The organism is Aeromonas popoffii (assembly GCF_037818705.1).
In the GTDB taxonomy this organism is placed as follows: Bacteria; Pseudomonadota; Gammaproteobacteria; order Enterobacterales; family Aeromonadaceae; genus Aeromonas; species Aeromonas popoffii.
Genome location: NZ_CP149129.1, coordinates 1,301,673 through 1,320,578 on the forward strand (window position 1 = coordinate 1,301,673; position 18,906 = coordinate 1,320,578).

Consider the following 18,906-nt stretch of genomic DNA (forward strand, 5'->3'; position numbering starts at 1 on the left):
CACAAGCGGGATAAGGGGATGGTTACAAAGCAGCAGATGACCAGGGTCCCCTGGTCTGCGGGCGATAAAAAGCCCGGCTTTGAGCCGGGCTGGAGGGATAAATTGCTTATCCGGGTATTCGTCAAGGCGTCTAGTGTGGATGTTGTTTGAGGATGTCGTATATCTCCTCTTTCAGTTTGAGTTTCTGTTTTTTCAGATCCTTCACCTCGGAGCTGTAGTCGCTGGCGTGATGCTTTTCCAACTTTCTAATCTCCGCATCCAGGTCGTTGTGCAAGTCAAACTTCTTCTGGAAATGGACATCACTGCTCTTCAGTTTCGAGATGAGCTCTCTGTACTCTGGGAACATGTAATGAAGCCTCCTTGGTTTCGTTTGATTGTGCCTTCAAAACAAAAGTACCCCTTCCCCCCACAGATAAATGTGATCCGGATCGAATTCGGGACCAATGATTTGCTGCATGGGGAGGGTGTTTTTTAACTCATTGAATCACAAGCTGATAAGCGATTTGTAAGTAAGGTTATGAGCTTAAAACTGGAATCTCGATCACAGTTGTGACGGTTTGATGACGGCGGCGGGCTGGCAAGCGGGCAGTAAGAAGGGGCGCGGGGCCCCTTCTTGCGAACAGGTGTGGCGTTTACTCTTTTTTCTTTTTCTTCTCGGGCAGCGGCTTGCCATCGCGGGCGATCACCTTGCCCACTTCAAAGCCTATCTGCGCCGCCAGCTCTTCCAGATCCGGCGCCTTGGCTTCATCGCCGATGGCGTACTGATAGTTGGCTATGGTGATCTTCTCGGCCACAGGGGTGCCCGGCACTATGGGCTCACGCCAGCCCTGGCCGACATGCGCCACCAGGGTGCCGTTCATGATGAGCTCGCCGACGATTTCCTGGGTAGGGATGCCTTGGCCGTAGGAGAGACCCTGCGGGTGCTTTTTGCCGACCAGCGGCTCTGTGCTGACAGGCATCAACTTGGTGCGGATCAGCCACTTGGGATCCTTGGTCTTGCCGAGCGCTTTGCCGGTCTGGTATTCGTTGATCTTGATGGTCTTGATCATCTGGGCTGTAAAATCTTTGGTCAGCGCCTTCTGGGCTTCGCTCGTCTCGTCGATGGCAATGGGCGCCACATACCAGATTTTGGAGGCCTGCGCCTTGGGGGCTGCGGGCGCGGTTTGTGCCATGGCCAACGGGCTGAGCAGGATGGCCGCCAACAAGAGTCCGATTTTCTTCATTGTGATTCCGCTTTTGTTTCAACAAGAATTTTGTTTTGCCAGCGACGACTGCGCCAGCGCCAGAACATGGCCAGACCGCGCACCCACTCATCGCAGGCGAGCGCCAACCAGATGCCGACCAGTCCATAACCCTGCATGATACCAAGGAAATAGGCGAGCGGAACGGCAATCCCCCACATGGAGACGAGCGCCATGTAGAGCGGGAAACGGGCATCCCCGGTGGCACGCAGGGCGTTGATCACCACCAGATTGAAGGTGCGGCCGGGTTCGAGGATAAGGCTGATGAGAAACAGCTGGGCCACCTGGGTGATGATGTCCGGATCATCGGTGAACAGGCTGATGATGGCGCGGCCATTGAGGGCGGCGGCGATGGCGATCAGGGTCGTGACGATGAGGCCGAGTTTGAGGCTCTTCATCAGCTGGTTATAGGCCTGCTCGAAGCGGCGTGCCCCCGCCAGATGGCCGATGATGATCTCGTTACCCAGGCCGATGGAGAGGCCGAACAGCAGGATGAACAGGCAGATCTGGAAGAAGTAGGACTGGGTCGCTAGTGCCTTGTCGCCGAGCAGGCCGACGAAGGCGGTGACCACCATGAACTGCAACATCCAGGAGAGGTTCTCCCCCGCGGCTGGCAGGCCTATGTGCAGCACCTTGTCCAGCATGACCTTGCTGGGGCGGACAATCTCGGGTAGACGCAAGCGGATGCCGGTCTTGCGCGCCACCAGCCACACCAGCAGCACCACGCCGACGATGCGACCTGCCACCGTGCTGATGGCGACCCCGGCCACTCCCAGCTGGGGCAGGCCAAACCAGCCGTAGAGCAGCAGCAGGTTGCCGACGAAGGTGATGAGGTTGACGATCAGGGTCACGTACATGGCCTGACGGGTATGGCCGTGGGCGCGCAGGGTGGCGGCCAGACAGAGGGCTGCCGCCTCCGGCAGCAGGCACAGGCCGATGATCTGCAGATAAAGAGTGGCATCGCCCATCAGGTGGGCGGGCAGGTTCATCAGGGAGAGCATGGTGCTGGCGCCAGCGAGCACGCCGACCGCAGCCACCAGCCCCACCAGCAGGTTGAAGCCGATGGCGGTGTGGATGACGATGCGCGCTTTTTCCCGATCGCCAGCTCCCAGATACTGGGTGATCACCACGCTGGTGCCTATGCTGACGAAGCTGAACAAGGTGATGGCCAGATCGAACACCTGGTTGCCGACTGCCAGTGCCGCCACGCCCTGATAGGAGACGTGGCCCACCATGAAGGTGTTGAGGGCCCCGGTCAAAAAGTGCAGGGCGAGATCGATAAACAGCGGCCAGGTCAGGGAGAAGAGAGTGCCCGGGCCCGCGTGGGATTGAGTTTGCATGGGGTGTCCAAATACGAGTAATGGCCCTCGTCAGCGCCATCTGGACGGGCATTTAACACCAAGAGTCCGCAGGGTGCAATCCTGCCCTGAGAGGAGCGTGCGCCAGACCCTCCCGGGGAGAGTCTGGCGACCGATCAGGCCGGGGTGGCGCCTGCTTCCTGCTCAGAGGGGAGGGTGAGCCGCGCCGAGTCCGGCAGCGCATCATCCTGGGGCCAGTGGGAGAGAATGGCATCCGTGGTGCTCTCCACCACGGCATCATCCTTGAACACAGGCTCCCGGTAGCAGCGGGTCATGCGCAGCGCCTGATAGATGTCGGGGCAGAGGATGATGCCCTCGTCGCCCACCCGGATCCCGGCCTGTTTGAGCCACTGGCTCATCTGGCCGTGACGACCGGCCATTACCATCTTGATGCCGCGCCGTTTCAGATCCTTGTGCAGCTCCCCGATCATGCTCATCACGCTGATGTCCTGATGGGTGAAAGAGGCCACCGCATCCACCACCAGGCATTTGGGGTTGTGGGGATCCTGCACCAGCAGCACCAGCACCCGCCGCTTGAAGTAGGGGGCGTTGAAGTAGGTGAGCGGCGAGTTGAAGCGATAGACCAGGATGCCGGGAATGGCCTTGACCTGCTCGTTGTCCCTCAGGGTGCGTACCACCCCCTTGTCATCCATGCCGAGCAACTGGTCGGTGGGGCGCATCACGTTGCGCAGGAACTGGAACAGACCCAGCAGCACGGCGAGGGTGATCCCCGGGATCACCCCCATGGCCAGCACGCTGATAAAGGAGATCAGCGCCAGCCAGAAGGCGGCCCTGTCGGAGTAGCGCAGGGCCCACAGGCCGCGAAAATCGGTGAGCGAGAGCGACGCCATCACCAGCACAACGCCGAGGGCGGCCGTGGGTATGTATTGCAGTGGCGCCGTCAGGTAGAAGGTGACCAGCGCGATGGCGGCGGCGGCGATGATGGAGACCAGCTGACTCTTGCCGCCGTTAGCGTCGTTGACTGCGGTGCGCGAACCTGCCCCGCTGATGGCAAAGCCCTGGGAGGCGGCTGCCGCCAGGTTAGCCAGGCCGAGAGCCCGAAATTCCTTGTCCGCATCAATATCGTAGCCGTTCTTGGCGGCAAAACTGCGGGCAGTGAGCATCATGGAGACGAAGCTCACCATGGCAAGGTTGAGCGCCGGCAGCACCAGCTCGCGCATCAGGCCCGGGGGAAAGTCCGGCAACTGGAAGACGGGCATACCCGAGCCGATGGCACCGAGAGTAGCGATGCCAAACTGGTCTAGATTGAGCCCCCACACCAGGGCTGCCGTCACCACCATGGCTACCATGGAGGAGGGCCAGGCCGGTTTGTAGCGCTTGGCCAACAGCAGGGTGAGCAAGGTGGTCAGGCTCATGGCCATGGTCGGCAGATGGGTCTGGGTAATATAGCTGGCACCGCCCGCGATCTGCTCTATGAGGTTGCGATCGCTGAAGGTGAAGCCGAAGATCTTGGAGAACTGACCCACTATGATGGTGATGGCCACGCCGTTGAGCAGCCCCATCAGGATGGGGCGGGAGAGAAAGTCCGCCAGCACCCCCAGCTTGAAGCGGCTGGCGATGAGACACCATAAACCTGTCATGGCGGTCATTGTCATCACCAGTTGCCAGTGGCGGGTGGCATCGCCGGCGGCGAGCGGGGTGACCACAGCGGCGATCACGGCGCAGGTGGCGGCGTCCGGTCCGACGATAAGCTGGCGGGAAGTGCCAAACAGGGCGTAGACCAGCATGGGCAAGATGCAGGAGTAGAGGCCGACCAGGGGGCCCACACCGGCGAGTTCGGCATAGGCGATGGCCACGGGCAGCGCCACGGCTGCGACCGACAGGCCAGCGCGCACATCCGGTATCAGCCAGGCCCGCTGGTATTGCAGCAGGGTGGCGAGGCCCGGTAGCCAGCGTTCGAGTGAGAAGAAGTCGCGCATTATTTAACCCATTGAGTTACAAACTGCTTTTCCCTAGTGTGCCCAAGCTTGTCGAAACATTGCAATCAGGTTATGGCCAGTTCACCACCAAGTCAGGCCAGAGGGTCTGCCACTGTTTTTCCTGGATGCGTTGCACAAACACCTGGCTATCCTGCTTGCACCTCGGGTTGGGGCTCACCTGCAACGACCAGTGGTGGGCAAAGCCATAGGGGGCTAGCCACTCGAACGCGCCGTCTGACCGCAATCGGACCCCGATGCAGGTGGGCACCTCCACCCAGTGGCTGAGGGCCTCCAGGCTACTGGTAAAGGGGGGAACCCGCTGGCGTTGGTGCATACGGGCCTGATTGCGTACTTCCCAGCGTTGGCCCGGCACCCTGGTGGCCAGCCAGGCCTCATGATCTGCTTCGTTCAGCCCTTGCGGATCACCGCGATCCAGATAGATAAGATCGATATCGTTGAGCGGGGTAGGCACCGATTTACAGTGCAGATGATCCCAGATGAGATTGCGGATAAAGCCGGCCCCCAGCGCCCAGTCGGGCAGTGCCAGCTCGGCGGCGGCGTGCAGGCAGGCCATGCGCTGGTCATCGGCTCGCAGCAGGGTTTCGGTCTGCGCTTGCAAGTGGGCCTCTTGCGCGCTTTGGCGATCTTGTGCGTCTTGCGTACCCTGACGCGTCTGGGCGTCAACCTGCATTGCGGCGCAGCCAGACATCTATGTAGCTGCAACTGGGTACTATGGTGAGCCCCTCCGCCTGGGTCCAGCGGTAGAAGGTGCGTGCCAGCTGATCGGCGATGCCCTGTACCCTGAGCTCCGGCGGGACGAAGGTGCTGTAGGCATCAATGGTCTTGGCATCGAGCCGCCGGTAACGCAGCCTGGACTCCTTGCCGTCCACCACGCAGATGAATTGTTGCTGGTTGGCCTGATGAATGATCTCGCTCATGCTTGCTCCTCGATACGGGGAATGGGGTTATCTGACCACGTTGGCAGCCCTTTGCCAACTGCGCGGGCTCGCTTACACTGCGAGCCCGACCGGGTGCATACCCGCTAGCCAAGGTATAGAACAGTTAACAGAGGATGGATCCCGTTATGGCCTTCGCCACACTGGAAGATCTGATTGGCAATACCCCCCTGCTGGCGCTGCGCCGCATCAATCCCTGGCCCGAGGTCACCCTGCTTGTGAAGCTGGAGGGCAACAATCCCGCCGGTTCGGTCAAGGACAGGCCGGCGCTGAACCTCATCAAGAGCGCCGAAGCGAGCGGTCGCTTGCAGCCGGGGGCCCGGCTCATCGAGGCGACTTCCGGCAACACCGGTATCGCCTTGGCCATGGTGGCGGCGGCGCGGGGCTACCGGATGCGGCTCATCATGCCGCGCACCATGAGCCAGGAGCGACGCGATGCCATGCAGGCCTATGGGGCCGAGCTGGTGCTGGTGGAGGACGGCATGGAAGCCGCGCGGGATCTGGCGCTGGCCATGCAGGCACGGGGTGAGGGGCTGGTGCTCGATCAGTTCAACAACCCGGCCAACCCGGATGCCCACTATCAATCGACCGGCCCCGAGATCTGGCGCCAGAGCGAGGGGGCAGTCACTCACTTCGTCTCGGCCATGGGCACCACTGGCACCATAATGGGTGTTTCCCGCTATCTGAAGGAGCAGAACCCGGCGGTACAGGTGATTGGCCTGCAACCGGCACAGGGGAGCCAGATCCCGGGGATCCGCCGCTGGCCCGCCGCCTATCAGCCCGCCATTTTCGAGCCACAAAGGGTCGATCGGGTGCTGGACGTGACGCAAGAGGAGGCGCTGGTCATGATGCGCCGGCTGGCGCGGGAGGAGGGGATCTGCTGCGGGGTCAGCTCGGGCGGCGCCGTGGCCGGTGCCCTGCGGGTGGCGGCAGAGATCAAGCGGGGGGTGGTGGTGGTCATCATCTGTGATCGGGGGGACCGTTACCTCTCCACCGGGGTCTTTACGCCGGATCCGGCAGAGATGCGCTGAGTACGCCAGCCAGTAACATGATATTTATCAGTAGTTTGCTGGATAACTACTCGATCTGCCTTTTGTCACAATCAATACCTTTACAAGGTTGAATCCCTTTGTCTGCTGTTTGCTACCCGGTGCCCTCTTGTCACCGATGCAACCAGGAGCGGGAAGAGGCCATCCGCCGCAACAAGGAGTCCATCTGGCGCGAGAAGACGGCGGAGGGAAAGGACAACCATGGCGCCGGTGCCACCATCAGCGGGTAGCCAGCGGCCCCGCCAGGCGGGGCCAAGCCAGCCGCGTTATTCCCAGGCCAGCTCCAGCAGGCCGAGCAGCTGAGTCCGGTCGGCATCCTTGCGGTTGTAGAGCAGGGCACCGTCGTTGATGGCGAGATCCCGGATCTCGGACAGCAGGGCCTTGTCGGTGACGCCGGCTTCGCGCAGGGTGCGCGGCAGCTTCACCGCTTGCCACAGGGTATCGCGCAAGCTGCACAGGGCCTGGATGCTGGCCTGTGCCCGCTCTGCAACCGGGGTCGCCGCAAAGCGCTCGGCGCCGACCAGGGGCAGCAGCAGGCGAGCCAGTTCCTCATCTATGCCCGGCCGGTTGTAGTCGAGCACGGTAGGCAGGAAGAGATTCATGCACAGACCGTGGGGCAGGTGGCAGCGGGCCCCCAGACTATGACCGAGGGCGTGCACCAGCCCCACCATGGAGTTGGAAAAGGCCATGCCAGCCAGGGTGGATCCTTCCGCCAGTTGCAGCCGCAGGCGCTTGTCCTGCGGATGTTGCAGCACCTGGGGCAGGGCGCTGGCGATTTTCTCCACCGCCATCAGGGCCAGGGCGTCGCTGACCGGGTTCTTGGCGTTGCCGATGAAGGCCTCGATGGCGTGGGTCATGGCATCCATGGCGGTGGCTGCTGTGATGTTGAGGGGCAAGCCCTGGGTGAGGCGCGGATCCAGCACCGCCAGCTGGGGCAGCAGGAAGGGGGAGGTAAAGGGCACCTTGCGCCCGCTCGCCTCATCCTTGATCACCGCCACCAGTGTCACCTCGGATCCTGTGCCCGCCGTGGTCGGCACCACTGCCAGCGGCTGCAGGGGGCGAGTCAGGCAGCCTGCGCCAGCGTAATCCAGCAGCCGATCCCCGCCCATGGAGGCGAGGATATTGACTGCTTTGGCGGTGTCGATGACGGAGCCGCCCCCCAGCGCTACCAGGCTGTCACATTTGAGCTCCCGATAACGGGCTGCGATCCGTTCCACCACGGCGGTGGAGGAGTCGGCCGGGATCTCGTCCCAGATGTCAGCGACCTGCAACTCTCCCTCGGCCAGCACATTGGCCAGCAGGGTGGCGAGTCCGGTGGCGCTGACCCCCTTGTCGGTGAGCAGTAGCGGACGACGCGCGCCCAATCCGGCCAGCTCGCTGGCGAGCTGCTCCAGTGCCTGTTCACCCGCCATCAGTTTGACCGGGCAGAAAAAATCGTAATAGCGGCTCATTTCAAGGCTCCTTGCGCGTTAGCCGGTCACCAGACCCAGATAGATGTTGCAGGCCCGGCCAAGTTTGTTGGTCGGGGCGGGATAGTGGCGCAGCAGGGGCCGCGCGATAAAGGCGGGCAGGATCAGGGACTGCAACTGCTCAAGCCCCCGCACCAGATGCATGGCGACGGTCAGGTCCCCCTCCACCAGCAAGCGGTTTTCGCTGAACGCCTGATTGACCCCGAGCCGAAAGCTGAGGGCGCGAAAGGCGATGCCCTGATGCTTGAAACGCACTCGCAGGGGGTGCAAATCGCCGCTGGCATGGGGCTGTGCGCCGCACTGCCAGTTGCCCGCTGCCTTATGGATGATCAGCGCCTGGGTGAGGCCTGCCACCTCCAGTCGTATGGTGAGGCCGTCGGGCAGAGGGGCGAGCTCTTGTCGCACCGCCTCATCGACCCGGGCGGCGCGGCAGAGGGTACGCCCTATGACCCAGAGCAGAGTGGCTATCCAGAGGCGGCGGCCAAGGGCGGCCGCAGATTCAAACATCCGTGTTTGCATGGGGATTGGCTCCTGAGATGGCTGACCAGAAGAGGGCGAAGGCACTGGCTTGCCAGTAGTCGTCCTGTCCCAGCGCCGGCTGATCGACAAACAGTGATGCGCAGGCGAGAAACTGGCCCTGACACACCTCCAGCAACAGTGGGGCGGGAGCCTGCATCAGCTCGCCGCTTGCCTGCCCTTTTGCCAGCAGGGCGGGCAGAAAGCGCAGGGCATCGTTCAAGATCTGGCTACGGGCCGGTCTGGCCAGCAGGGGGGAGTGAAAGAAGCCCAGTACGAATTTGAGTTCGTTGGGGTGTGCCTGCATCCACCCCATCGCCAGCTGCCAGTAGTGGTGGGTCTGCTCGCGCAGGGGAAGAGCGGGGTCGGCTTCACTGATGGCTGCCCCCATCCGCTGCTTGATGTCCTGATAGAGCTGGAGGATCAGCGCCTCCTTACTCGGAAAATGGTGAAACAAGGTGCCGTTGGCCACCCCTGCCGCCTTGGCGATGCGGGCGGTGGCGGCCCCCTGCAGACCGTCCTCGGCGCACAGGGCGAGGGCGGCATCCAGGATCTGGCGGCGTTTGTCGGTCATGGTTTTTTGCATGCAGGGCTCCGGCGCACGTCAGCGCAAAAACAGCGCCATCATCAGCCGCTGGTGCCAGCGCCGATAAGGGGGATGAACCAGGGAGCCTGTGCTGAACCTGCCACGGCTCAACACGGTTTTCGCCTTGGAGAAGGTGAGAAAGCCTTCGTGGCCGTGGTAGTGCCCCATGCCGGAGGCGCCGATACCGCCAAATGGCACGTCATCGGCTGCCACCTGGAACAGACTCTCGTTGATGGCCATGCCGCCTGAGTGGGTCTCCCGGGTCACCCTGGCCTGCAGTGCCGGATCCAGGCTCATCAGATAGAAGGCGAGGGGGCGCGGGCGGGCGGCTATGTAGGCGAGCGCCTCGTCCAGGCTGTCGTAGGGCACCAAGGGTAACAGGGGGCCGAAGATCTCCTGCTGCATCAGCTGGCAGTGGTTGGGCACCTCGGTCAGCAGGTGGGGCATCAGCCGGTGAGCGACGTCGTCCCGGGCCGGGTTGCCGCAGGGGTGCACTTGCGCACCTGCCTGTTCGGCCTCGGCCAGCCAGCCGGTGAGTCGTTCATACTGGCGTGCATTGATGATGGAGCCGTAATCCGGGCTCCCCAGCCCTTGGGGATAGAGGCGAGCGAAGTGGTTGCGGTAGGCCTCGATAAAGGCATGTTCCTGGCCCCGTGGCAGCAGCACATAGTCGGGGGCCACGCAGATCTGGCCGGCGTTGAGGCTCTTGCCGAAGATCATCCGCTCCACCGCGAGCGCTATGGGCATGTCAGGGGCGATGAGGCAGGGACTCTTGCCACCGAGCTCCAGGGTGATCGGGGTGAGCTGGGGAGCCGCGGCAGCCATTACCAGCTTGCCCACCGCGGTCGAGCCGGTGAACAGTAGGTGATCGAACGGGAGTGCACTGAACGCGGCAGCCATCTGGGCATCACCCTCGACCACGGTGACCTCATTCTCATCAAACACCTGGTCCAGCAAGGTGCGCAGCACGGCGTTGGTGTGAGGGGTGAATTCGGAGAGTTTGAGCATGGCCCGGTTGCCGGCGGCGATGGCGCTGATGAGGGGGCCCAGGCTCAGCATCACGGGGAAGTTCCACGGCACTATGATGCCGACTACCCCGAGTGGTTGATAGAACACCTCGACCCTGGCCGGGGCCAGCAGCAGTCCCGTGTGACGGCGGTGCGGGCGCATCCAGCGCTTGATCCGCCGCTGGGTGTAGTTGATCTGCATGACGCAGGGGAGTATGTCGGCGATCAAGCTGTCGTAGTCGCTACGCTGGCCATAATCCAGGGCCAGGGCGTCACACAGCGGCTGCTTGTAGGCCAGCAGGGCGCGTTTGAGCTGGCTCAAATGGGCTCTGCGCTCGCTCAGACCTGGCATGGGATTGGCCTGACAAGCCTGTCTGAGCCTGTCCAGCTTGCCTGGTAGCGACAGCTTGTCTGTGGTGTTCTCCTGCAACTGAACCGCTTCCATGGCATACCTCGTGCGTTAATTGACCGACTGATTGGTCGGTCTAAATCTAGCGGCTTATTAATCGGCTGTAAAGTTTTGCCATCTGGCTTAGCATAGGGTCGCGGATGACTCACCTGTGAACTGTGCGACCCACCACAGTTTCGAGATTTGGTGGTTGGTGACTTATCCAATTAGGGGTAGTTTTTGGCCATCAACCTACAAGGAATGAGCGACATGACCAAGGAACTGAACAGCTTGTTGGCCCGGCTTGATGATGTGGTTGAGCGGATGCCGGATTGTTTCAACACCTATGAATTTGCCCAGAAGCTGGCACTGCAACACCAGCGCGAGTTCTTTGCCGCAGGCCACTCCCTGGCCGAGCAGGAGGGGCGCCTGCTACAGGTGCTGCATCAGAAGATTGCCGAGGCGCTGGCCAGTAGCGATGTGGTGATCGAGGGGGCCTTGTTGCCGTGCGTCACCCCCTGGGGCGAGAAAGCCACCTCGCCGCGCTGGCATCGCAAGCGCTGAGCACAGAAACAAGCATTGAGAAGGGCCCGTGACGGGCCCTTCTCAATGCTTGTGGCGGCGTGGCTCATTGCGTCAGGCGGCGAGCCTGCCAGTAGCGGCTGTTCCAGTAGACATTATCGAGGCGCGAGCGGATCACCCCCTTGCTGGTGGAGGCGTGGATAAACTCCCCGGCCCCTGTGTAGACGCCGACATGGTATTGCTGCCAGCCGGTCTTGAAAAAGACCAAATCCCCGTGCTGCAACCGGTAGCGATCGACCGGCGTGCCCAGGCTAGCCTGGGATTCAGTGGTTCTGGGCAGGTTGAAGCCGAGCACCTGCTGATAGGCAAGCTGGGTGAAGGCGGAGCAGTCGAGCCCGGCCCTGCTGGATCCGCCCATGCGATAGGGCACGCCGCGCCATTGCTGGTAGAAGCCGTCGAAGGCACTGCTCTGACGGGGTGGTGGTGGTTCGGGCGTGCTGGAACAGGCGGCCAGCAACAGGGCCAGCAGGGGCAGCAGTAACTTGCAATGCATGGGGGCTCCTTCGATCAGGTGACCCGCTCATCATAAACGGGGTTTGGGGCTCGAACATAGCCTTGCTGGCAATCAACAGCACCTGAGCATCCAGCAAGGACATAGACCGAGTGAGGTTATGTTATCGATAGTATTCATATTTAATAATATCTGGCGATTATCTGGAATGAGCATTTCAATATTAAAGTAATTATTCCATTTAAATATAAGTGGTTTTATGGTTAATATTGTTGATGTTACAGTGTGACATGTGTTACGTTTGAGTATCAGGGTGATTTGTTATGATAAAATGGTATTACAGCTGGTAGCGAGATATGTCACGCCCGTCATCCATATGATGGCAGAAAACGAAATATATTTGAGTTTATTTCCGCCGTCGGTTCACTGGGCAATATGTAACCTGTGTCGGGCGAATATAACCAGACAGAGGAGGGGCTCCCTATGATATTGATCTCATAGCCCTGAGTGTTTCCTCGCGGCAGAATGCCCAAGGCATCAGGCTCCCGCTTCATCGTTCAGGCCGATGAACAGGGAAAAACAGGTGTCGCCCGTATCAAAAATGGGCAGCGCTATGATAGCGCGACAACCGTGTAATAGTATCGGCGAGCGCCGAATATTCTATCTTAGAGCGTATCGTAGTCCTTGTTTTGTCATATGAAAGACCCACCATAAACACGTTGTTCATTCACGGTGATAAAAATGGTTGGCACTGATCGGCAAGCAAGCAGAATCACCCCGTAATATAACTATCAACAATAGGGTTGTGCTGTTTCACCTCATGATGGAAATAGTCTGGCGTGATTCGACATGGAGTTCACAATGAAAAATAAAAAACCACGCACATTCATTACCCGGGTTCCCACTCTCAGTTTGCTCGCCCTGACTTTGCTGGCAGGCAGCGTGCAGGCCGAAGACATAGGCGAGCGTACCGATCAGGGCACCACCATGCTGGCCAGCCTGCAATCGGAGCAGGGACTTGTCTACTTCAACGCCAGCATCTGGTTGGATGAGCAGCAAGCCACCAGGGGGCTGACCCCTGAGCAGCTGCGCGAACGCGTGCTGGTGCAGGGGGATCGCGTCTTTATCGATTTCAGTGCCATCACGGATAAGGACGAGCGGCAACAGGCCAGAAAGGCCATGGCTCGGCTGACCGGTATCTCGTTCGATGCGGACTGGGTGCTGGTTTCCGCCTACAAGGGGGCGCTGCTGTTTACCCCGTTGGGGGGCGTCGATGACCCGGCCTTCTATCAGGTGATGGAGCGGGTCGAGAGTCTTGCTAGGCGGGACCAACGCTCCCTGATCCAGCCGGCCGCCGCCGACGCCGGCTTGCCACATGTGGCCTTCTACCTCAACGTCAATCGCAAGATCACCGCTGCAGAGTGTATCTTCCCGCGTTCGCGCACCTGGGGTCGGGGGGATCGATTGTTCTGTGACTCGCCGAACATCTCGCTGGTTTATCGGGTGAATCTGGAGCGTTCCCTGCAATTTGGCAACACGGGCTCTGCCACGCCGGATGCCAAGATAGTGCGGATCTCGCTGGATGAGCAGTCGGCCGGTGCCGGCATCCAGCTCAACGAAGAGCTGACTTGGAGCGAGAACGTTGTCGATTACGCCGTGCTCGACGGCTGGCTGTGGGACTATGCCACCGATGCCATCGCCCAGGACTACCGTTTCACCATCGAAGCCTCCAACGGCAAGGCGGCCGTGCTCAAGAGCTTGCCCACCAACCTCAACAGCAAGTATGAGCATCGCGAGATCTCCGGCTTCGAGGTGGGGGTCAGCGGCGGTGGCGAGGTGAACAAGGATGGGCCCAAGGTCAAGCTGGATGCCTCGGCCAAGTTCAGCCAGCAGCGCCATCTCGCCTACAACACCCAGGACTATCGGGTCGAACGTTCGGCCCCCAGCGCCCAGAAGGTGAGTTTCAGCTGGGTGCGGGAGCAATATGCCAACGCGGAGTCTCTGCTCTCTTCCCAGACGGCCGGCGTCTGGGATATGAAGTACCCTGTGGATCACAGCCGCATCAAGCCGCTCAGCTACAAGGGCTTCGTGCCGAATCTGGACGTCATCTACATGGCGGGACCCAACGAGCAGGGTAGCACCACGTTCACGATTGATTCTTCGGTCAACATCCGCCCCATCTACACCGGCATCTACCAGCATTTCTACGTGGTGGGAGCGCATGCCTCCTTTCACGGCTTCGAAGATGAGGACAAGCGTAGACGGGTGGCTGCCTCCACCCGCTTCACGGTGGATTGGAACCACCCGGTGTTTACCGGCGGTCGCCCGGTCAACCTGCAACTGGGGGGCGTTGACAACAGTTGCCTGAGCACCAATGCCCAGCAAGGCGTGAGCGCCGTAACGTGTAGCGAGACCTCGACCGACCAGTCCTTCATCTATGACCAGTACGGCCGCTATGTCAGTGCGCGGGATACCGACTACTGCCTGGATGCCAACAAACTCGACCAGTTGCAGCGCTGCAGCCTGAGTCTGGGACAACGCTGGGAGTGGAAACCGGGGAGTGATCAGCTGAGCAACCTGCGCGCCCATCAGCTGCTGGGGCACAACACGCAGACGGGGGCGCTGGCGCTCTATGACGAGAATGGCCAGCCTGGTGACGTCAGCCTGCGTACCCTGACCGCCTACACCCGGATCTTCGGGTCGCCAATCGGCAACTGATTGAGTGTTGGTGTCTTGACCAATAAAAATGCCGGCAACTTACCGGCGTTTTCATGGAGGTCAGCCGAGAGGCAGGCCTTGGGTTCGATCAGCGGGGTGAGCAGCGCGGCCAGCTTGTAGAAGGTCTCTACCCGGGTGGTGCCGAGCCCGGCGCCGACCAACAGGGGCAGCAGTAACTTGCTATGCATGGGGGCTCTTTTGACCAGGTGATCCGCTCATCATAAGCGGGGTTTGGGGCTCGAACATAGCCTGGCTGGCAATCAACAGCACCTGAGCATCCAGCAAGGACATAGACCGAGTGAGGTTATATTATCGATAGTATTCATATTTAATAATATCTGGCGATTATCTGGAATGAGCATTTCAATATTAACGTAATTATTCCATTTAAATACAAATGATTTTATGATTAATATTGCTGATGCCACAGTGTGACCTGTGTCACATTTGAGTATCAGGAAGGTTTGTTATGATAAAATGGTATTAAAGCTGGTAGCGAGACATGTCACGCCCGTCATCCATATGATGGAAGAAAACGAAATATATCTGAGTTTATTTCCGTCATCGGTTCACTGAGCAATATTCAGCCTGTGGCGGGCGTTGGCTGACAATATCACCAGACAGAGGAGGGTCGCCCCATGATATTGATCTCATAGCCCTGAGTGTTTCCTCGCGGCAGAATGCGCAAGGCATCAGGCTTCCGCTTCATCGTTCAGGCCGATGAACAGGGGCGCGAGGATCAAAACAGGTGTCGCCCACATCAAAAAGGGGCAGCGCTATGACAGCGCGACAACCGTGTAATAGTATCGGCAAGCGCCGAATATTCCACCCTAGACTGTATCGTAGTCCTTGTTTTGTCATATGAAAGACCTACCATGAACATCTGCTCATTCACGGCGATAAAAATGGTTGGCATTGTTCGGCAAGCAAGCAGAATAACGCCGAAATATAACCATCAACAATAGGGTTGTGCTGTTTCGCCTCATGATGGAAATAGTCTGGCGTGCTTCGACATGGAGTTAACAATGAAAAATAAAAAACCACGCAAATTCATTACTCGGGTTCCCACTCTCAGTTTGCTCACCCTGGCTTTGCTGGCAGGCAGCGTGCAGGCCGAAGACATAGGCGAGCGTACCGATCAGGGCATCACCATGCTGGCCAGCCTGCAATCGGAGCAGGGACTTGTCTACTTCAACGCCAGCATCTGGCTGGATGAGCAGCAAGCCACCAAGGGGCTGACCCCTGAGCAGCTGCACGAACGCGTGCTGGTGCAGGGTGAGCGCGTCTTCATCGATTTCAGCGCCATCACGGATAAGGACGAGCGTCAACAGGCCAAAAAAGCCATGGAGCGGCTGACCGGTATTTCGTTCGATGCCGACTGGGTGCTGGTCTCCGCTTACAAGGGGGCGCTGCTGTTTACCCCGTTGGGGGGCGTCGATGATCCGGCCTTCTATCAGGTGATGGAGCGGGTCGAGAGTCTTGCCAAGCGAGGCAAACGCTCCCTGATCCAGCCAGCCGCCGCTGACGCCAGCTTGCCTCACGTGGCCTTCTATCTCAACGTCAACCGCCCGATCAGCAACGCCGAGTGCACCTTCCCGCGCTCGATCAAGTGGGACAAGGGTAACAAGGTGTTCTGCGATTCGGCGAACATCTCGCTGGTCTACCGGGTCAATCTGATGCGCTCCCTGCAATTTGGCACCACGGGCGCCGCCACGCCGGACGCCAAGTTGGTGCGGATCTCGCTGGATGAGGAGTCGGCCGGTGCTGGCATTCAGCTCAACAACGAGCTCTCCTGGTCAGGTAACTCGGGGTTCCCGCTGTGGGGCTGGGTGATGGACTGGGCCACCGATGCCATCGCCCAGGACTACAGTTTCACCATCGCAGCCTCCAACACCAAGGCGTCTGTGCTCAAGAGCCTGCCCAACAACCTCAACACCAATTATGATAATCGTGAGATCTCCGGCTTCGAGGTGGGGGTGACCGGCGGGGGCGAGGTGAACAAGGATGGGCCCAAGGTCAAGCTGGATGCCTCGGCCAAGTTCAGCCAGCAGCGCCAGCTCGCCTATAACACCCAGGACTACCGGGTCGAGCGCTCGGCGCCAAACGCCCAGAAGGTGAGTTTCAGCTGGGTGCGGGAGCAGTACGCGAGCGCGGACTCCCTGCTCGTCACCAAGCAGAGCCTCCCCACTGACCTCAAGTACTACGTGGATCACCGCCGTATCAAGCCGCTCAGCTACAAGGGGTTCGTGCCTAATCTGGACGTCATCTACAAGGCGAAACCGGACGAGACGGGCACCACCGTGTTTAACATTGACTCCTCGGTCAACATCCGTCCCATCTACACCGGTGCCGTTCAGACCACGGTCATGTGGATCCCGGTTCGTATCGACTACCAAGGCTTTGAGGAAACCGACAAGCGCAGACGGGTGACTGCATCCGAACGTTTCACGGTGGACTGGAACCACCCGGTGTTTACCGGCGGTCGCCCGGTCAATCTGCAGCTGGGGGGCGTTGATAACCGTTGCCTGAGCGCCAATGCCCAGCAAGGCGTGAGCGCCGTGATGTGTAACGAGACCTCGACCGACCAGTCTTTCATCTATGACCAGTACGGTCGTTATGTCAGCGCGCGGGATACCGGCTACTGCCTTGATGCCAACAACCTGGGCCAGTTGCAGCGTTGCAGCCTGAGCCAGGGACAGCGCTGGACGTGGAAGTCGGGGAGCGATCTGCTGAGTAACGAGTACGCCAATAAGCTGCTGGGTCACAACAAGCAGACGGGGGCGCTGGCGCTCTATGACGAGAATGCCCTGCCTGGTGACGTCAGCCTGCGTACCCTGACCAACTACACCCGGGTCTTTTCCTTCGAAAAGTAAACCGGTAAGTGATTGAGTGTTCGTATCTTGACCAATAAAAGCGCCGGCAACTTGCCGGCGTTTTCATGGGGGTCAGCCGAGAGTCAGGCCTTGGGTTCGATCAGCGGGGTGAGCAGCTCGGCCAGCTTGTAGAAGGTCTGCACCCGGGTGGTGCTGGGACGCCACACCAGGCCTATCTCGCGGTACGGCGTCTCGCCCGGCAGGGGAATGGCCACCAAATCCGTGTTGTCGAGGATACCGGCATCGATGGCCATCTGCGGCAGGAAGGTGGTGCCGAGCCCGGCGCCGACCATTTGCACCAGGGTGTGCAGGCTGGTGGCGGCGAACGGGTTGATCTTGCTCTTGTCCTGCAACCGGCAGGCGCTCACCGCATGCTCGGTGAGGCAGTGCTCCCGCTCCAGCAGGAAGATGCTCTGGTTGGGCAGCTCCTTGTAATCGAACGGGGTGTGCAGAGCGGCCGCCATGCTGGCGGGCATCACCATGTGGAAGGGATCCTGGCCGACCATCTTGCAGTGGAAGCCGCCGATCTCTACCGGCAGCGCCAGGATCAGCAAGTCGAGTTGCCCCTGCTCCAGCTGCTTGAGCAGGTTGGTGGTGGTGTCTTCACGCAGCAATAATTCCAGCTCAGGATAGCTCTTGCCACATACCTGCAGCAGCTTGCTGAGCAGGAAGGGGGCGATGGTGGGGATGCAACCGAGTCGCACCGTGCCATGCATGACCCCGCCCTGATGCTGGCCTAGCTCCATCAGATCCCGTGCATCTGAGAGCAAATTGCGAGCGCGCTCGACGATTTCCATGCCGACCGGGGTCATAATGAAGCTCTTGTGGTCCCGCTCCACCAGTTGCAGGTCCATCATATCTTCCAGCGTCTGGATCCCGGTACTGAGGGTGGACTGGCTGACGTGACAGGCCTTGGCGGCGCGGTTGAAGTTCTTGTGCTCGTCGAGAGCGACCAGATATTGCAGCTGTTTCAGGCTGGGCCAACGTTGCATAGGAAAACCCGATTAATGCTATCTATTTAATTTGATTTAACTAATCTACCACCGGGTCTATAGTTTGTCGCTTCAATTAGACGGACTTGGCTCTAGGTAGCCCAATCCTGACAGGATTGTTCACTTCACATAAAGAGGAATTGAATATGGTATTGGTAGGCCGTCCCGCACCTGATTTTACCGCTGCAGCTGTTCTGGGTAATGGTGAGATTGTTGACACTTTCACCCTGTCATCCCACATCAAAGGCAAGGCAGCCGTCCTGTTTTTCTATCCGCTCGATTTCACCTTCGTCTGCCCGTCCGAGCTGATTGCCTTCGATCACCGTTATGAAGAGTTCCAGAAGCGTGGCGTGGAAGTGATCGGTGTTTCTATCGATTCCCAGTTCTCCCACAACGCATGGCGCAACACCAAAGTGGAAGAGGGTGGTATCGGTCAGGTCAAGTACCCGCTGATCGCCGACGTGAAACACGACATCTGCAAAGCCTATGACGTTGAGCATCCGGAAGCCGGCGTTGCTTTCCGTGGTTCCTTCCTGATCGACAAGAACGGTGTTGTTCGTCATCAGGTCGTCAACGATCTGCCGCTGGGCCGCAATATCGACGAGATGCTGCGCATGGTCGATGCCCTGCAATTCCACGAAGAGCACGGCGAAGTCTGCCCGGCTCAGTGGGAAAAAGGCAAAAAAGGCATGACCGCCTCTCCGGATGGCGTTGCCAAGTATCTGTCCGAGAACGCTGCGTCCCTGTAATAACGACTGCGTACTGGATACTGAAAAACCG

General features: G+C 59.8%; 19 protein-coding genes. 6 read left to right on the plus strand and 13 right to left on the minus strand.

Features of this window, described 5'->3' with window-relative positions:
- Positions 1 to 130: 130 nt before the first annotated feature.
- The 6 genes from WJM78_RS06245 to WJM78_RS06270 all read right to left on the minus strand — a co-directional run bounded on the left by WJM78_RS06245 (position 131) and on the right by WJM78_RS06270 (position 5,477).
- On the minus strand, positions 131 to 346 hold the full coding sequence (locus tag WJM78_RS06245; protein ID WP_108536732.1) for a YdcH family protein: 216 nt from the start codon (positions 344 to 346) through the stop codon (positions 131 to 133).
- A 286-nt stretch (positions 347 to 632) separates the two neighbouring features.
- Positions 633 to 1,223, minus strand: coding sequence for a hypothetical protein (locus WJM78_RS06250; RefSeq protein WP_042036849.1), 591 nt, complete (start codon positions 1,221 to 1,223; stop codon positions 633 to 635).
- Positions 1,220 to 2,581, minus strand: a complete 1,362-nt coding sequence (locus WJM78_RS06255) for an MATE family efflux transporter (RefSeq protein WP_042036853.1) — start codon at positions 2,579 to 2,581, stop codon at positions 1,220 to 1,222. Before WJM78_RS06255 ends, WJM78_RS06250 begins: the two co-directional genes overlap by 4 nt.
- Positions 2,582 to 2,715: 134 nt before the next feature.
- On the minus strand, positions 2,716 to 4,539 hold the full coding sequence (locus WJM78_RS06260) for a SulP family inorganic anion transporter (protein ID WP_339014488.1): 1,824 nt from the start codon (positions 4,537 to 4,539) through the stop codon (positions 2,716 to 2,718).
- Between the two features lie 70 nt (positions 4,540 to 4,609).
- Positions 4,610 to 5,230 (minus strand): nucleotidyltransferase family protein, encoded by a 621-nt coding sequence (locus tag WJM78_RS06265; RefSeq protein ID WP_422388435.1) that lies wholly within the window; start codon positions 5,228 to 5,230, stop codon positions 4,610 to 4,612.
- On the minus strand, positions 5,220 to 5,477 hold the full coding sequence (locus WJM78_RS06270; protein ID WP_042036857.1) for a GNAT family N-acetyltransferase: 258 nt from the start codon (positions 5,475 to 5,477) through the stop codon (positions 5,220 to 5,222). The genes WJM78_RS06265 and WJM78_RS06270 overlap by 11 nt, the downstream gene beginning before the upstream one ends.
- Positions 5,478 to 5,611: 134 nt before the next feature.
- Between WJM78_RS06270 and cysM the strand changes: the two genes are divergently transcribed.
- Together cysM and WJM78_RS22800 are read left to right on the plus strand one after the other, a co-directional pair.
- Complete coding sequence (gene cysM, locus WJM78_RS06275; RefSeq protein WP_212512461.1) at positions 5,612 to 6,526, plus strand: cysteine synthase CysM; 915 nt, start codon at positions 5,612 to 5,614, stop codon at positions 6,524 to 6,526.
- A gap of 98 nt (positions 6,527 to 6,624) precedes the next feature.
- Entirely contained in the window at positions 6,625 to 6,774 is a 150-nt protein-coding gene (locus WJM78_RS22800) for a hypothetical protein (protein WP_422388456.1), read from the plus strand.
- A gap of 36 nt (positions 6,775 to 6,810) precedes the next feature.
- Here WJM78_RS22800 and WJM78_RS06285 read toward each other — a convergent pair whose 3' ends face one another.
- From WJM78_RS06285 to WJM78_RS06300, 4 genes are read right to left on the minus strand one after another with little or no spacing between them, the layout of a single operon-like run.
- Positions 6,811 to 7,995 (minus strand): iron-containing alcohol dehydrogenase, encoded by a 1,185-nt coding sequence (locus tag WJM78_RS06285; protein ID WP_339014492.1) that lies wholly within the window; start codon positions 7,993 to 7,995, stop codon positions 6,811 to 6,813.
- An 18-nt stretch (positions 7,996 to 8,013) separates the two neighbouring features.
- Positions 8,014 to 8,532, minus strand: a complete 519-nt coding sequence (locus tag WJM78_RS06290) for a hypothetical protein (protein WP_339014495.1) — start codon at positions 8,530 to 8,532, stop codon at positions 8,014 to 8,016.
- Positions 8,513 to 9,115 (minus strand): TetR/AcrR family transcriptional regulator, encoded by a 603-nt coding sequence (locus WJM78_RS06295; protein ID WP_042036864.1) that lies wholly within the window; start codon positions 9,113 to 9,115, stop codon positions 8,513 to 8,515. Before WJM78_RS06295 ends, WJM78_RS06290 begins: the two co-directional genes overlap by 20 nt.
- Positions 9,116 to 9,133: 18 nt before the next feature.
- Positions 9,134 to 10,567, minus strand: a complete 1,434-nt coding sequence (locus WJM78_RS06300; protein ID WP_339014498.1) for a coniferyl aldehyde dehydrogenase — start codon at positions 10,565 to 10,567, stop codon at positions 9,134 to 9,136.
- 213 nt (positions 10,568 to 10,780) lie between these two features.
- Between WJM78_RS06300 and WJM78_RS06305 the strand changes: the two genes are divergently transcribed.
- Positions 10,781 to 11,074: a hypothetical protein gene (locus WJM78_RS06305; protein ID WP_108536134.1), complete on the plus strand. Its 294-nt coding sequence runs from the start codon at positions 10,781 to 10,783 to the stop codon at positions 11,072 to 11,074.
- A 64-nt stretch (positions 11,075 to 11,138) separates the two neighbouring features.
- On the opposite strand, the gene WJM78_RS06310 is transcribed toward WJM78_RS06305, so the two are convergent.
- The gene (locus tag WJM78_RS06310; protein WP_264305689.1) at positions 11,139 to 11,585 is read right to left on the minus strand and encodes a C40 family peptidase; all 447 of its coding nucleotides are present in this window, start codon (positions 11,583 to 11,585) and stop codon (positions 11,139 to 11,141) included.
- 819 nt (positions 11,586 to 12,404) lie between these two features.
- On the opposite strand from WJM78_RS06310, the gene WJM78_RS06315 reads away from it, so the two are divergent.
- A complete protein-coding gene (locus WJM78_RS06315; RefSeq protein ID WP_339014507.1) occupies positions 12,405 to 14,261 on the plus strand; it encodes a leukocidin family pore-forming toxin in 1,857 nt (618 codons plus the stop codon).
- Here WJM78_RS06315 and WJM78_RS06320 read toward each other — a convergent pair.
- Positions 14,225 to 14,449, minus strand: coding sequence for a hypothetical protein (locus WJM78_RS06320; protein ID WP_339014510.1), 225 nt, complete (start codon positions 14,447 to 14,449; stop codon positions 14,225 to 14,227). The genes WJM78_RS06315 and WJM78_RS06320 overlap by 37 nt on opposite strands.
- 837 nt (positions 14,450 to 15,286) lie before the next feature.
- Here WJM78_RS06320 and WJM78_RS06325 point away from each other — a divergent pair.
- Positions 15,287 to 17,134, plus strand: a complete 1,848-nt coding sequence (locus WJM78_RS06325; RefSeq protein ID WP_339014513.1) for a leukocidin family pore-forming toxin — start codon at positions 15,287 to 15,289, stop codon at positions 17,132 to 17,134.
- Between the two features lie 83 nt (positions 17,135 to 17,217).
- Here WJM78_RS06325 and WJM78_RS06330 read toward each other — a convergent pair whose 3' ends face one another.
- On the minus strand, positions 17,218 to 18,126 hold the full coding sequence (locus tag WJM78_RS06330) for a hydrogen peroxide-inducible genes activator (RefSeq protein WP_108535784.1): 909 nt from the start codon (positions 18,124 to 18,126) through the stop codon (positions 17,218 to 17,220).
- 146 nt (positions 18,127 to 18,272) lie between these two features.
- Between WJM78_RS06330 and WJM78_RS06335 the strand changes: the two genes are divergently transcribed.
- Positions 18,273 to 18,875 carry a peroxiredoxin C gene (locus WJM78_RS06335; RefSeq protein ID WP_042036877.1) on the plus strand — a complete coding sequence of 201 codons (603 nt, stop codon included), beginning with the start codon at positions 18,273 to 18,275 and terminating at the stop codon, positions 18,873 to 18,875.
- Positions 18,876 to 18,906: the final 31 nt, after the last annotated feature.